The sequence below is a fragment of the Hallella bergensis DSM 17361 genome, assembly GCF_000160535.1.
In the GTDB taxonomy this organism is placed as follows: Bacteria; Bacteroidota; Bacteroidia; order Bacteroidales; family Bacteroidaceae; genus Prevotella; species Prevotella bergensis.
The window spans coordinates 220,455-234,273 of the sequence record NZ_GG704780.1; the positions used below are offsets into that span (position 1 = coordinate 220,455).

Here is a 13,819-nt window from a genome sequence, read left to right on the forward strand (position 1 = left end):
ATTATTGATGTCTATGGACGGACGAAAGTATTACACTTCCGTCCAATCTGGATTTTGTTTTACGCCATGATATTTCACTTCGTTCCAGGGGATGGGCAGGTAATACTGCTTGGCATCAAACTTGCGTATGCGCCCCGGGAAGCGATTAAGGTTGCTCACCTTGTAGGTGTAGGTGCCGTTGCTCTTGAGATCCACGCGCATGGCTTTGAGCGGATTGGTTTTGCCGTTGAGTTTCTTCTCGGCGATGCCCCAGCGGAAGAAGTCCCAGTAGGTAGTCTCCTCGAAAGCCATCTCTACGCGACGCTCATTGACCAATTGTTCCCACGTGAGACTTCCCAGCTCGTCCATGTGTACACGGCTGCGTATTTTGTTCACTTGACTCAATGCTCCTGCGGTGTCGCCCAGACGGTAGAGCACTTCAGCATAGTCGAGCAGCACTTCGGCATATCGCCAGATGATGTAGTTCTGATTGCTGGCTTTGGTTTTGTTGTCGTCAATCGTCTGGGTTGGGTCGACAAATTTTCCGAGGTAATAGCCGGTGCGTGTGACGGAAGCACTGGTGGAGGTGCCATATTTGGTGAGGTCAACTCCTGCTACATTGTTGGTATAGTGGATGTCCATGACGTGGTTGCGATAGGTGCACCCGTCATAGAGTACGTTGGCATAGAAGCGGTAGTCGCGGTTGTCGTAGGGTTGTTTGGGATTATAGACAGCACCGTTGCGCATTCCATATTCGTCGACGTGGTTTTGCGTGGGCGTATAGGCGGCAGTGATTCCGGTGAAGAACGGCGATGCAGCATCGCGGTCGAGGGTATGCCCATATTTTGTGGCATAGTCGCCGTCATCAGAGTGTTGAATCTCGAAGATAGATTCGTCGCTGTTTTTCGTAAGGAAGATTTGACGGTACTCATCGCGTATGCCGTCCTGTGTAGTAGCTGCAATGGGGAGGAGCTTATATACTCCCAAAGCCATGAGTTCTTCATAGGCGGCCTTGGCCTTACCCAACATTTCGCGAGAGTTATCGCCGGTGAATCCAAGGTAGTTGAGTGAGTCGGGCTTGTTTTGGAACACTTCGCTCGAAGCCCAGAGGTAAGCCTTGGCCTTGAGCATGAGTGCAGTTCCCTTGGTGGCTCTTCCCGCATTGGCGGACACATTTTTCTCCGGCAGTGATCGGGCGGCCTCATCAGCCTCGCTGACGATGAAGTCCACCATCTGCTGATAGGAGGCGCGCGGGAACTTCTCGGCTTTGATCAGTGGGTTGTAGGTGTGGTCAATGATCATCACGCCACCATGGAGACGCCAGAGGATATAATAGTAGTATCCACGGAGGAAATGAGCCTCACCCAGTATGCGTGTCTTTTGTTCTCCGTCTGCAATGTTTGCTTTGTTTTCAAACAACTTGTTAATGGCTTGTATCTGCGTGAAATACGAGTTCCAGTTGTATCTTGCCCAATTGGTTATTTCGAGTTCGCTGCCTTTGAGCAGGTCGCCGTAGCCGGCATTGAACCAGTCTGTTTTGCCTACGCTAATCTGGTCGCCAAACCAGGGCAGATAGTATTTGGATGCGCTTTTCACCAAGCCTATGCTGGGCACAAAGGTTTTGAAGCCCGAGCCTATGTCACGATACCACGAGTTGACATATTCGTCGAGCATCATGGGATTTTGCCAAACTTCGGTCTCGGAGATCTTGTTGATCGGTGCATCCTTAAAAATGTTGTCGCAAGACAATAGGGCAGACATCGAGACGGCAATCAGTCCACCGAAGATATATTTCTTAAGATTGTTGAGTGTCATATTTTTCATCATTTAAAATCCAACATTCAGAGTTACACCGTAGCTTCGCTGGATGGGGTATCCGCGCAGCGATTCGGGGTCCATGTTCTTGAGTGTAGACCAAGTGAACAGGTTGCTGCCTTGGAGAGCTATGCTCATCGACCTGACAGAGAGCTTTTTCAGCATAGATGCAGGGAACTGGTAGCCCATGTTGAGCATTTTTAAGCGGAGGAAGTTACAGTTCTGTATCCAGAATGTGGATGGCAATCGGTTGTTGTCATTGGTGGTTGCAAACTTGATACGAGGATACTTGGCGTTGGGATTTTCAGGAGTCCACGAGTCGGTGAGGTGATAGCGTTGGAACTTCTGCAGTGTACCGTTGTCCAAGGTGTACATGTCGCGCAGGTTTTGCTTGTATCCGCTTTCACCTTGGAACATGGCATTGATGAAGAATCCCTTGTAGGAGGCGCCGAGACGTACGCTGAAGTCGAAGTCGGGCAGCGACGAGTTCTTCACATAGGTCTTGTCGTTACTGTCGAGCTTACCATCGTCATTCAGATCGACGTATCTGATATCGCCCGGAGCGAGTGTAACGTTGCCCTGACCGTCTTGGTCGAGCTTGTGATTTCTGATCTCTTCTTCCGATTGGAAGAGTCCGTCGGCCTGGTACATGGTCCACACCATGCTGCTCATACCCTTGCGTCGGAGGTTGGGCAGCTGTGCACTCTCGTCTCCGAAGTCAAGGTATTCGTCATTGTTCTTGGCTAATGAGGCGGCAATGTTGTACTTAAACTTCCGGATCGTGTTACGGTGTGAGAGTGTGAGATCCCAGCCCCAAGCTTTGAGTTTGCTGAAGTTCATGCTGGGCACGCTGCCGTTGGCACCCGTCGATGGCGGGAAGAGATATTCGGGGGCTGCGGTTATCTTGTCAGTCTCATAGCGAATGTAATATTCAAAGGTCAGACCAATGCGACCATCCCAGAACCCCAGGTCGGTGCCGAAGTTGTAATCGTGGGTCTTGCCCCATGTTAGGTCTGCGTTGGGAAATCCGTTGAGTACGAGCCCCGGACGGTAGGAGCCTCCGAAACTGTAGCCATAGTTGGACGTCTCCATATAGTTGGTCAGATAAGAGTAGGAACCTACCCATCCGTCGTTGCCGAGCCATCCGGTAGAGGCACGGAACTTCACGTTGGAAAGAGCCTTCTGATTCCATTTCTTGAAGAATTCCTCATTGGAGAGTACCCAAGAGGCCGACAGTGAGGGGAAGAATCCCCAGCGGTTGTCGGGGGAAAAGTTGGTGGAGCCATCAAGGCGAAAACTAAACTCGGCAAAATACTTGTAGCCATAGCCGTAACTCAGACGCCCAATGAGCGACGCACGCTCGTTGATGCTTTCGTCGCCGTTGAGTTTGGCATCTTTTGCCACACCAATGGTCTCCGGGAAACTACTCTTATCAAGGTTCACACCTTCCATTACTTGGTTGTGCAGCCTCTGATAGTTGGCGACCAGCGTAGCACCGACATCGTGTTTCTTTGCAAAGGTCTTGTTAAAGTTGAGCCCTAATTCATAGAGCTGACTTGTGAAGAATCGATCGGTCTGTCCCTGTGTTACCTTGGCTGAAGGGTATAGCGTGTTACGGTCTGCGGAGAATGTATTGGCCTTCTCGTCATACAAGTACAGCGTTACAGGTTTGTCGAACTTCGTTTCGATGCGGTGGTTGTCGTCGAACGTACCGCTTGCGTATACGGAAAGTCCTTTGAGGAACGGCACTTCGTAGGTAAGCCGTGCATTAATGGTAGAGTTTCGGCTGTTGTCCTTGATATAGCCTCCTAATCCATAGATATTGATGAGCGGGTTATTGCCGTTGGCGCTGGCTAAGCTGCCATCGGTAAAGCGCAGTACTTGCACGGGGGAGAAGGCGTAGGCCGCATCAACGGTGGTGTAGCTGCTGTTTTTGCTCGTAGAGTTTGAGCCAATGTAGTCGAGCGAGAGTGTGAGTCCCTTGGCGAGGGTCGCGTCAAGCTTCCCACTGTAGTTCAGTCGGTCGCGCTTAACCCCACTGTAGAGTCCTTTGCTGTCGGCATAGCCAAATGATAAATAATACCTCACAAACTCATTACCACCTGATGCCGACATACTGTGTGTGGTAGAAAATCCGGTCTTGTCAAGATAGTCGAGAATACTCTCGTTCCCGTAAACATTGGGGTTGGAGTGGGTGCGTATCTGCTCAAGCTGCTCGTCAGTATAGGGTTCCACCGTTGTGGCCGGGGAGTTGGCGACAGCTGTATTGCGCAATTTGGCAAACTCGTAGGCATCGAGGAACTCGGGCAGACGCGTAGCCTGCTGGAGGTTGTACTGTCCGCGATAGTCTATCTTGATTTTGCCATTGTCTTTGGCGCGCTTGGTTTGCACGAGAATTACGCCATTTGCCGCACGGGCACCGTAAACGGCTGCTGCAGCGGCATCCTTGAGCACTGTGATGCTCTCAATGTCGTCGGGGTTAAGATCCGACAGGCGAGTCTCACCGTCAGAGGTATTGGTGCCAAAACGAGGCACACCATCGATAACAAGCAATGGGGCACTGTTGATACCACGGATACTCATGGCAGCCTCGCGTGCCGTACTCGGGTCTCCGGTAGACTGCATCACCTGCAATCCGGCTACCTGACCTTGGAGAGACTGGTCGAGGTTGGTTGTGGGCACCATGAGCAGGTCTTCGGCCTTCACGGTTTCAACCGATCCGGTGATAGACGACTTCTTCTGTATGCCATAGCCCACCACCACTAATTCGTCGAGACTTTGGGCATCGTCTTCCATTGTCACCTGCACGGTGGAGCCCTTCACGGTCAGTTCCTGCGTCTTGTAGCCAATGTAGGAAATGACCAACGTTTTGACTTTGGTATCGCGGGGGATGGAAAACTCACCATCAATATTCGTCACTGTGATTATCTTCGTATCTTTCCATCTTACCTGTGCGCCGATAACCGGTTCTCCGCCGTTGTCGACCACTGTTCCCTTGACCATGTTGCCCGACTGTGCAAGGGCGTTGATGGCAAGAGCCAGGAGGATGAGGAGTGATGCTACAATCTTATGGGTTCTCATGTTGGAATGAATTATTTGTTAGACAACAGTCGTTCGATAAGGAATATCTGATAGTTGTAGAAATCGCGTGTGCTGCCAGTGGCACTGCCGCGGTAGGCACGGTATTTGGCCAGCACGACCTTTAGACGACCAAACATGATGGCTCCAAGTTCACTCTGTGGGAGGGCGGCGGAGCCCAGGTTAATGCGTGAGAAACTTTGATTCCCATGGTTGTGCCCACATGCCGAGGTAGGAGACATAACGTCGTTCCAGAACTCGTCGATGGCCAACTTTGAAGACGAAGAGCTCTTCGCTGAGCTTTTCTCCAATCCCGAAGCCTTAATCATTTGCTCAATGGCAGCTGTCTGTAGTTTCTGTTCGGCAATGCTCAGTCGTCCGCCCTTAGGTGCGATGAACAGTGCATTGGTTAAATCATTGAGATAGTTATCAATGGGATAGTTGAGGGAGGGGTTGTAAAGTCCACCGTCTTTGATGCGATAGAGCGTAGCTCCGTTGAGCAAAGAGCCTACGATGGTTTTCCGTATCTTGTCATTGACGTTCATGTCTACCTCCAGCTTATTAATGACGTTGGCCGGTGTGAGCCATGAGTCGTAGGTACGGGCTTGGTTGAGGAGCCATAGCATCGCTTCCTTCTGTTGTTTGCGGGGAATGAATCGTCGAGCAGCCGCTTGGTTGTCTCCCTGTCTTACCTCTTTATATTCAATACCTCCTACGAGCGGGATAACATGACCAATGTAACGACTGTATTGTCGGGTTACCTCTTTATATACACTCTCCGTATGGTCGTAGCGCTCTCCCTTTTCCATCGTCCAGTCGAGGAGATTCTTCATCACGATTTTCATATTGCTGATACCCAAGTTGCCAGCCTTCACGTGATCGTCTCCGAGGTCCTCGGTGAGGTCAGTGGGGTCGATGATACCCAGGAACTGCTGAGCGCCAAATTCATACATCGGGTCGCCTGCCTTGGCTGCAATCCATTGGTCGAGTATCTTCTTTTCGTCCTTAGGAGTCTTTGCGCCCTCGATCAGACGATAGCCCCAGTTGATGGCATAAATGTCGTATACGCCGATGGCAGGCGGCAGCAAGTGCACGCCTCGTTCCATGTCGCCCGGCTGAGCCACATAGTTGTTGCGCGCGTAGTCCATAATGCTTGGTGTCGTGCCGTATTTTTGCGTGAACGACGGGCTGCGCAGGGAGTCTACGGGAAAAGCGTAGCTGGCACCCATGTTGTGCATCAGTCCAAGCGTGTGGCCTATCTCGTGTGAGGCTGCATACTTAATCGACTCGCGCATCTCGTCATCATCAAACACACTCTTGCGCACGCGGGGATCCACGGCACCTGTCTGGATAAATCGCCAGTTGTGGAGCAGTGACAAGATATTGTGATACCACAGCACGTCAGCACACAGTATCTCGCCCGTGCGGGGATCGCAGTGGCTGGGTCCCATAGCATTGGGAACGGACGTGGTGGCATATTTGAAACAGTTGTAGCGCATGTCGTCGGGGTCGAATACAGAATCATTGGCGGGGTAGTCGCGCACTTCCACGGCATTTTTAAACCCGGCAGCCTCGAAAGCTGTATTCCATACCAAGATACCCTCCTTAATCGTCTCACGCCATTTCTCAGGAAAGGCTGAGTCTACGTAGAACACGATTTTCTTCTTTGGCTCCACCAATTTACCACTGAAGTAGCTGGCGCGATCCTCATCTTTCGGCTCAAGTCGCCAACGGTCAATAAACTCGCGCTGGGTCACGCGATCCTTGTTCGAGCTGTAGATGTTTTGCAGTTCCGAGAAATACCCAACACGGTTGTCCTGATACCGCTTGGGCATCGGATCGTCGGGCAGCACGAAGAATGATCGGTGCATCTGTACGGAATAAGGCTCCGACACCAATCCGCCTGTGAGGGTAAACGAGAGTGTGGTTTTGATTTCGATGTTTTTCTCGAAAGCCTTTACCTCGTTCAGGCCCGAAGCATCAGCCACGTAGGTGCCCTTGAGCGAGTTGCCACCGCCGAGAAGTTTGGCTATGGGACTATCTTTCTTGATGGGACTGAGCGATGCCTCGTTGGTTCCGAAGAAGGCGCTTACGTCAATAACCACGTTCTTTCCATTCTCGGCCACAATCTTAAAGCCTTTGAGAATGGGGTTTACGAAGTTGCGGTCGAACGAAGCCGATATGGGATCGTCGGAGTCAACAATGTTGTTCGACTGTACCAGATGCATATACACCGAGCGTTCGTCCTTGCTCAGTTTGATCACCATTGGTCGGTTCACCATCTGTCCGGCCACATAGTCTTTGGTGTTGCTCGTCGAGGCAATGCGATTGGAGAGCATATAGACCTTGCTGAAAGCCGAATCGGGAATCTCAAAGTAGAGCTTTTTGTCCTTGGCTTTATAGATAACGGTGAACAGTCCCTTTTTCTTCACACCGTCTTTCACAATCTTGGAATAGTCGTTCTTAGACAGCGAGTCTTTGTTTTGCATCAGGGACTTGAGCGCTTTCTTCTTTTTCTTTGCAAACGTCGGTTGTGTATAACCCATTGTGAGGGTCATCAATATCATTGCAGATAAAAAATACTTCATACTATATTTAACTTTTTCTGAATCATCATATCATTAGAAAAGGTAACAAGTTTCCGCCTGTAGAAACGGTCATCAACATATACTTTCTCCACTTTATATAATCTGTTGCAAAGGTAATAAATATTCTTGCATTTTTTGTATCTGAATGAAATTTTTATACTTTCACATCGAAAGCACGCCCCGACCAAACGTAATCGAGTAGGAGATGAACACCCACAATTTGTGTTTATCTCCTACTCAATTATAAAACAGTTCGTTCCCTGACGGGAATCATACGATGTTAAAGATCATCCGGCGATGCCTTACAGCATCACCTTCACGGTCTTGTCTCCAGTCTTAACAAGGTAGAGACCACGTGGCAGCCGGACAGAAGCCTCGTTGCCATTGACTTTCAGCGTGGCTGTAGTCTTGCCGGTAACATCGAATACGGTCACCGTTGCGCCATTCATGCCCTTCACGCAGAGCACGCCATTGTTGGCCGTTACCGTCACGGCATCCTCGCCCAGGGTCTTGATGCCCTGTGTGGTGGTGATAACAAACGGTGTGGTTTTCATGGCCTTGACGCTACTGAACTTTGGGAAAGCCTCGGTAGACATACTCACATACACCGAGTCGGTCGACGTGGTGAGGAAGGTAATCTTACCCTCATTGATAGTGTAGTCAGTTCCTTCTACAAGATCATCCCCTGATAAGGGTTTAAGCGTGTATTGGGTAGGCACGGGAGCATCGAGAATACCCTTGATGTTGTTTTGTGCCGAGAGGTCGAGCACGTCACCGGTTTTATACGTCTTTTCCACCTCTATGGGTTGCTGCGGAGCGTAGTTGAAACGGGAAACGTTGCCGGGCACGGGAAGGGTGGCGAGCGTAAACCGGTTGTTCATGACGTTGAAAGTCTTAAGCCTGGCGGTGGATGCGCTGAATATCACTTTGGTGAGCTGGTTATTGTTTACATTCAGCGTCTCGAGTCCGGTCAGCATGGAGACATCCAATGTGGCGAGTTTGTTGTTGTTCAGGCTGAGATACAATCTCGGAGTGCTGTTGTTGCCAAACTTCACGTCAGTCAAACCACAGTTCAGCACATAGATGGATTTCAAGTTGTTGTTGGCTGTGAAATCCACAACATGGATAGGATTCTGGTTAATATTGATTTTGGTAAGCTCTGTGTTCTTGCTCAGGTCTATGGAGGAGATCTTGTTGTTGGTTAACGTGAGGGTTTTTAGTTTGGTATTGCCTGAAAGGTCAATATTTTCAAACATATTGTTGCTCAACTCCACTTCCACCAATTCTGTGTTCTTGGAGAGATCAATGGTCGTCAGTTCGTTGGTAGGCGCATAAAGATATTGCAGGGTGGGCAGGTTGGACACATCCAGATCGGTTATTTTAGCACCCTCCGTTTCACCGGTGGGCAGTTTTACGTACTTACTGTAGCCGCAATCGAATACGGTGATTTTGTCGCAGTAAATTTTCACTTCGCCAGTGCCCACAGCGAAGCCGTAAACCGGAGTGGTCGTCTGCCAGCCATCATCGGCGGCGATGGCGGGAGCTTTTTGCATGTTGCCGTCACCCCAGTCTATCATGAGGTTGTCTACGTCAACACTGGTGGCAATGCCCAGTTTGAGCGGTTTGATGTTTACTGGCGCTTTGAGGGTGATGCTGGGTGTGTCTTGGGCCGAAGCGCTGATGCAACATACCATGGCTGCGAATGAAAGTAATAGTTTTCTCATATTCAATGTTTTTAAAAAGGTAATAAATGAATAATCACTGAATGATTTCTGCAAATATATTAAATATTTCGAAATAAAGTACGGATTTTGAAAAATAAATGATAATTTTATCACGATTATGTAAGTGTAGTGAAAATTTTATCATATTCTAAACAACTATTTATGAAGAAAACTTACTTTCTGTTCTTTTTCGCCTTACTGTTTTTACTGCCCTCTGCGAGGTTGACGGCAGGAACGACAAACAAGGGCGATTTATCCAATTTGGTGTGTTTTGTTCGCTTTAATGATGAAAGCGCGGACGATGTGTTCAACAAGCCTTTCTCCGAATATCAGCAGATATTCAACGATGATAGAGAGGGCGCTGTCTCGATGTTCAACTATTTCAAGGTGTCGTCCTACGGACAACTCTCCTGGCGCAGTCAGTTCTTTCCGACTCCGAAGGGTGACAAGGTGATGTCGTATCGCTCGAAGTTCCCACGTGAGTGGTACGAGCCATATGTTGCCAACATCAACGATTACGGCTATAAGACTGATATCGAGGCTGCCGCCCGCCTGCAGGCTTTGGCCAAGGAGGTGGCAGGCTACTTAGACGAGAATATTCCGGAAGACATGGTGATCGATGCCGACGGCGATGGGTTTGTCGACAATCTCGCTATCGTGTTCAGCGGCAACTCAGACATCAGTGCCAAAAAACTGTTCTGGCCCAAGCGTATGGATCTGATCACCGGCCCCGGCAAGGAGATTTATATCCGCGGCAAGCGCTTCGTGGGCTATCTCATGGTGTTCGACGAGGCCAATGGCTATGGTTCCGGGTTCCGGCCATTGCCTCTCAGTCTGGGTTTGATTTGTCATGAAAGCTCCCATTCGTTGGGAACCTACGACCTCTATCATGTCAACGACAATAACAATCCCGTGGGTTCGTGGGACCTGATGTCCAACCAGGGCAACGAGCCCCAGCAGATGACTGTCTTCACCAAAATGAAATATTGTAAGTGGGTGGACGAAATTCCCACAATCTCCAAGCCGGGCACCTACACCCTGAACCCTGTGAACGGTCCGACACGTGAGAACATTGCCTACAAGATTCAGCCTGTCGGCAACGACGAGTATTTTGTGGTGGAGTACAGAAAGAAGGGACTGTTCGACACTGCCATTCCCGAGAGCGGATTGATTGTGTACCGCATTAACCCGAAAGCCACGGGCGGCAACGTGAACTATAACGGCAAGACGGTGTTCGACGAGACCTATGTGTTCCGTCCCGGCGGAACCATGACAGCCGACGGCGATATCAACAAGGCTGCTTTCAGCCAGGAGAGCGGCCGCACCAAGTTTGGCGGCACTGCGGAACTGAAGCCGTTTTATTCCGATGGAACGGAGGCTAACTTTGCCATCAGCAATGTGTCGGCCTGTGGCGAGACAATCTCGTTCACCCTCGAAGAGACCGGCAACCGCATTGTCTTGTCCGAGACGGCCATTACGCTTGGCGGAGCAGAGGGCAGTGCGGGCAGCATTACGGTGGCATCCGATGTGGACTGGACGGTGAGCGGTGTGCCCGAATGGATCACGCCGTCAATGACAGAGGGGACAGCCGGTTCGGCAACACTCTCGCTTGTGGCCAACAGCAACAATACGGCCACACAGAGCCGCACGGCCGTCATCACCATTTCAGACAAGGGAGGCAGCGGACTGTCGAAACAGTTTTCCGTTGTTCAGAAGTCGAGCGTGCTCTCTGAACCAAGTGGACTCAAGGCCGAGCAGAGCAGTCAGGGCGTCAGCCTTACCTGGAGTCCTGTGCCGGTGGGCAAAAAGATTCTCACCGAGGACTTCGAGAACACGGCCAACCCCAACGGCTGGGAACTGAAAAACTTAGGTACCCGTGGTTGGCACTGGCAACCGAAATCTAATGCTTACAAGGCCTATGAGGGCAATTACAGTGCCGCACTGTGGTCGGCATGGGATGACGCGCATCAGGACGAGACACTCACGTCGCCCACGCTCAACAATGCCACCACGCTCGTGTTCCAGTCGTGTCACAAGGGCATGGGGCTCTACGCTGCGAAAAACCCACAGGAATATAATGTGGAGGTAAGTTCGGACGACGGTGCAACATGGAAAGTGTTGGCCGAGGTGCGCAGTCTCGGTGGCAGTGAGGTGAGAAACAAATATATGGAGGTGGTGTTCGACCTGACCGAATATGCTTCCGACCGCATGAGGATTCGCTTCCACGCGTTCGACAAGCCTCTCGATCCGGCAAACCCGTTGGGTCTGTCTTACGACTGGATGGTCGACAACATCGAAATCTATGGTGCCGGTGCGCTGCAACTCACGGGCTACAATGTCTACCGCAACGGGAAGTTGCTCGGCACGACAAAGACTCCATCTTTCGTTGATGAAGCTCCGGCCAAGGGTGACAATGTCTACACTGTGACTGCGGTCAGCTCGCTTGGTGAGTCTTCCCCGTCGGCCCCTGTGACCATGCAGATTGCCACTGGCATCAACACTGTGGCCGGAAACGATGCCCGGGTAGTTGCGGTCTATACGCTCGACGGCATTCAGGTCGGCACGTCACTCGATACCATGCCTAAGGGACTCTACATCGTGAAGACAGTCGATGCCCAAGGCAAGACAGCGGTTCGTAAGGTTGTGGTGAAATAATTTGGACACTATGTTTTGCCATGGCTATGGCCGATAAAAAGAAAAGCTCCTCGATTGAGGGGCTTTTTTATTGGGCCAAGCATTTGCAGTGTTCTTCTTTCAAGGGCTGATCATGTAAAATAGAATTACCAAATTTCAGTGTTTGTTTTTTGATCATCCAGCGAGAAATGCGCCATGTTTTCATGACCAAAAAGTGACGGCATGAGCGAAAAATACTGAAGGCTTTGCGATTGCAGTCTCGTGGCCATGCGATTAGAACTTGGTGGCGGTGCGACGCGGGCCTTGTCGCCGTGCAACGGGGACCTAACCGCGTTGCGATTCCATATGCAACCATGGAAGTAAAAATGAGGCTCTCAAAGATTACTCTGCTAAACGGCTGATTAATAGCAAACTACGAATTACGCAAATTTCTCAAATTTCAGAGCACGGGGGAATTGTTTTCCAAATAAACGAAATATGGAGCAACAAATGTAATTACAATTCAAAATTCATAATTCAAAATTCACAATTAGCTGCGCGGTGATTCTTCACTCTTATCTCTTCACTTTTCACTCTTCATTTTTCACAATTAACCATCCACCGTTTCCTTTGCATCAACTTGCTCAACGCGCAGCCAAATTGTGAATTTTGAATTATGAATTACGAATTATAGTTCCCTCTTATCTCTTTCATGAGTTGTTTTACATAGCTGCGTTCCCAGTCCTGCAAGTGATACGGGGTGTGGTCATATTTCAGGATGTCGATATCGATCTTCACCAGATGCTCGGCCTTATCTTCCGCGTTGCGCCCCATTTCCCGTTCAATGCCTTTGAGCATGCTGTTCAGGTCTGAGTAAGAAAGTTTGGTGTCAAAAGCTGCCAAACAGTTGAGATATCGGGCCGGCGATGGCCCGACAGGTTCGGTCCACAGGTTGCGTGTTAAACGCACGTTGTCGAACCTTTCGGATAAAATTCTTCGGGCATAGTCGATATGGTCAGCTTGGTCAACATTAGAGCCAAGGCATAGGATGACAGAATATTTGTTCATTTTTTAAGTGGGTTTTGTCGGTTGGGCTGATACGAGAGCAAAGTTAGCAAAAAAACAAAAGAATCATGTACATGGCTTGTTGAAACTAATTTACCAGATTTGCCCAAAATATCCATTTGTTGTTTTGGATACAACATGACAATGTTGTATTTTTGTAAATAAACATGTAACCTGACCCAACAGCGTTTAGGCTTCGTTGGAATAACATTTTCGAGGAAGGAGAACTCGATGAAAATAATAATGTGCAAAAATTGCACATTGCAAATTCAAACAAGTCTTTAAAGTACTACAACCTCGATGTGATTATCTCCGTGGGGTACCGCGTCAAGTCACAACAAGGCACCCGCTTCAAGTTTTGTGTATCACCGATAAGTACAGTTTGTCTTAACTGGAAATATAAATCTGCAATGACAAAAAAGGAGACGAGTGAAGCGCCCGTCTCCAATCAATCATACTTGGCACACCTGATGCCGAATAGATAGAATCAATCCTTTTTCTGACAAGAATCCATCGGTATTTTATCGATGCGGCGTTGATGACGGCCACCATCAAAATCGGTGGAGAGGAACTCGTCCATCACTTTGCGTGCCGTGTCGTTGTCGATGAAACGACCGGGCATAACAAGCACGTTGGCATTGTTGTGTTGGCGTGCGAGATGGGCAATGTCTGGAATCCATGCCAAGGCCGCACGTATTCCCTGATGCTTGTTAAGCGTGATGCTGATTCCTTCGCCGGAGCCACAAATGGCAATACCCGGATACACTTCGTTGGCCTCGACGGCTCGCGCCAATGGATGGGCAAAGTCAGCATAGTCGCAACTCTCGTCGGTGTAAGCTCCAAAATCCTTGTAGGGTATGCCTTTCTCGTCGAGATAGTCTTTCACAAATTGTTTCAAGGCAAAGCCAGCATGATCGCTTGCCAATCCTATTGTTTTGACTTCCATGGTTGGGTATT

8 protein-coding genes are annotated in these 13,819 nt (G+C 49.6%); 2 read left to right on the plus strand and 6 right to left on the minus strand.

What is annotated here, in order from left to right:
• Positions 1-30: 30 nt before the first annotated feature.
• From HMPREF0645_RS00860 to HMPREF0645_RS00875, 4 genes are all read right to left on the minus strand, one after another.
• Positions 31-1,794 (minus strand): RagB/SusD family nutrient uptake outer membrane protein, encoded by a 1,764-nt coding sequence (locus HMPREF0645_RS00860; RefSeq protein WP_044123203.1) that lies wholly within the window; start codon positions 1,792-1,794, stop codon positions 31-33.
• Positions 1,795-1,806: 12 nt separating this feature from the next.
• A complete protein-coding gene (locus HMPREF0645_RS00865; protein ID WP_007172895.1) occupies positions 1,807-4,875 on the minus strand; it encodes a SusC/RagA family TonB-linked outer membrane protein in 3,069 nt (1,022 codons plus the stop codon).
• Between the two features lie 11 nt (positions 4,876-4,886).
• The gene (locus tag HMPREF0645_RS00870) at positions 4,887-7,460 is read right to left on the minus strand and encodes a zinc-dependent metalloprotease (RefSeq protein WP_007172896.1); all 2,574 of its coding nucleotides are present in this window, start codon (positions 7,458-7,460) and stop codon (positions 4,887-4,889) included.
• Positions 7,461-7,762: 302 nt separating this feature from the next.
• Entirely contained in the window at positions 7,763-9,184 is a 1,422-nt protein-coding gene (locus HMPREF0645_RS00875; protein ID WP_007172897.1) for a DUF6383 domain-containing protein, read from the minus strand.
• Between the two features lie 162 nt (positions 9,185-9,346).
• Here HMPREF0645_RS00875 and HMPREF0645_RS00880 point away from each other — a divergent pair, with 162 nt between their 5' ends.
• Positions 9,347-11,839 carry a BACON domain-containing protein gene (locus tag HMPREF0645_RS00880; protein ID WP_007172898.1) on the plus strand — a complete coding sequence of 831 codons (2,493 nt, stop codon included), beginning with the start codon at positions 9,347-9,349 and terminating at the stop codon, positions 11,837-11,839.
• A 639-nt stretch (positions 11,840-12,478) separates the two neighbouring features.
• Here the strand turns inward: HMPREF0645_RS00880 and HMPREF0645_RS00885 are convergent.
• The gene (locus HMPREF0645_RS00885) at positions 12,479-12,865 is read right to left on the minus strand and encodes a 2-amino-4-hydroxy-6-hydroxymethyldihydropteridine diphosphokinase (protein ID WP_007172899.1); all 387 of its coding nucleotides are present in this window, start codon (positions 12,863-12,865) and stop codon (positions 12,479-12,481) included.
• A gap of 242 nt (positions 12,866-13,107) precedes the next feature.
• Between HMPREF0645_RS00885 and rhuM the strand changes: the two genes are divergently transcribed.
• Positions 13,108-13,347, plus strand: a complete 240-nt coding sequence (gene rhuM, locus HMPREF0645_RS14300) for a RhuM family protein (protein WP_272866887.1) — start codon at positions 13,108-13,110, stop codon at positions 13,345-13,347.
• A gap of 2 nt (positions 13,348-13,349) precedes the next feature.
• Here the strand turns inward: rhuM and rpiB are convergent, their stop codons facing one another.
• Positions 13,350-13,808, minus strand: a complete 459-nt coding sequence (gene rpiB / locus HMPREF0645_RS00895; protein WP_007172901.1) for a ribose 5-phosphate isomerase B — start codon at positions 13,806-13,808, stop codon at positions 13,350-13,352.
• Positions 13,809-13,819: the final 11 nt, after the last annotated feature.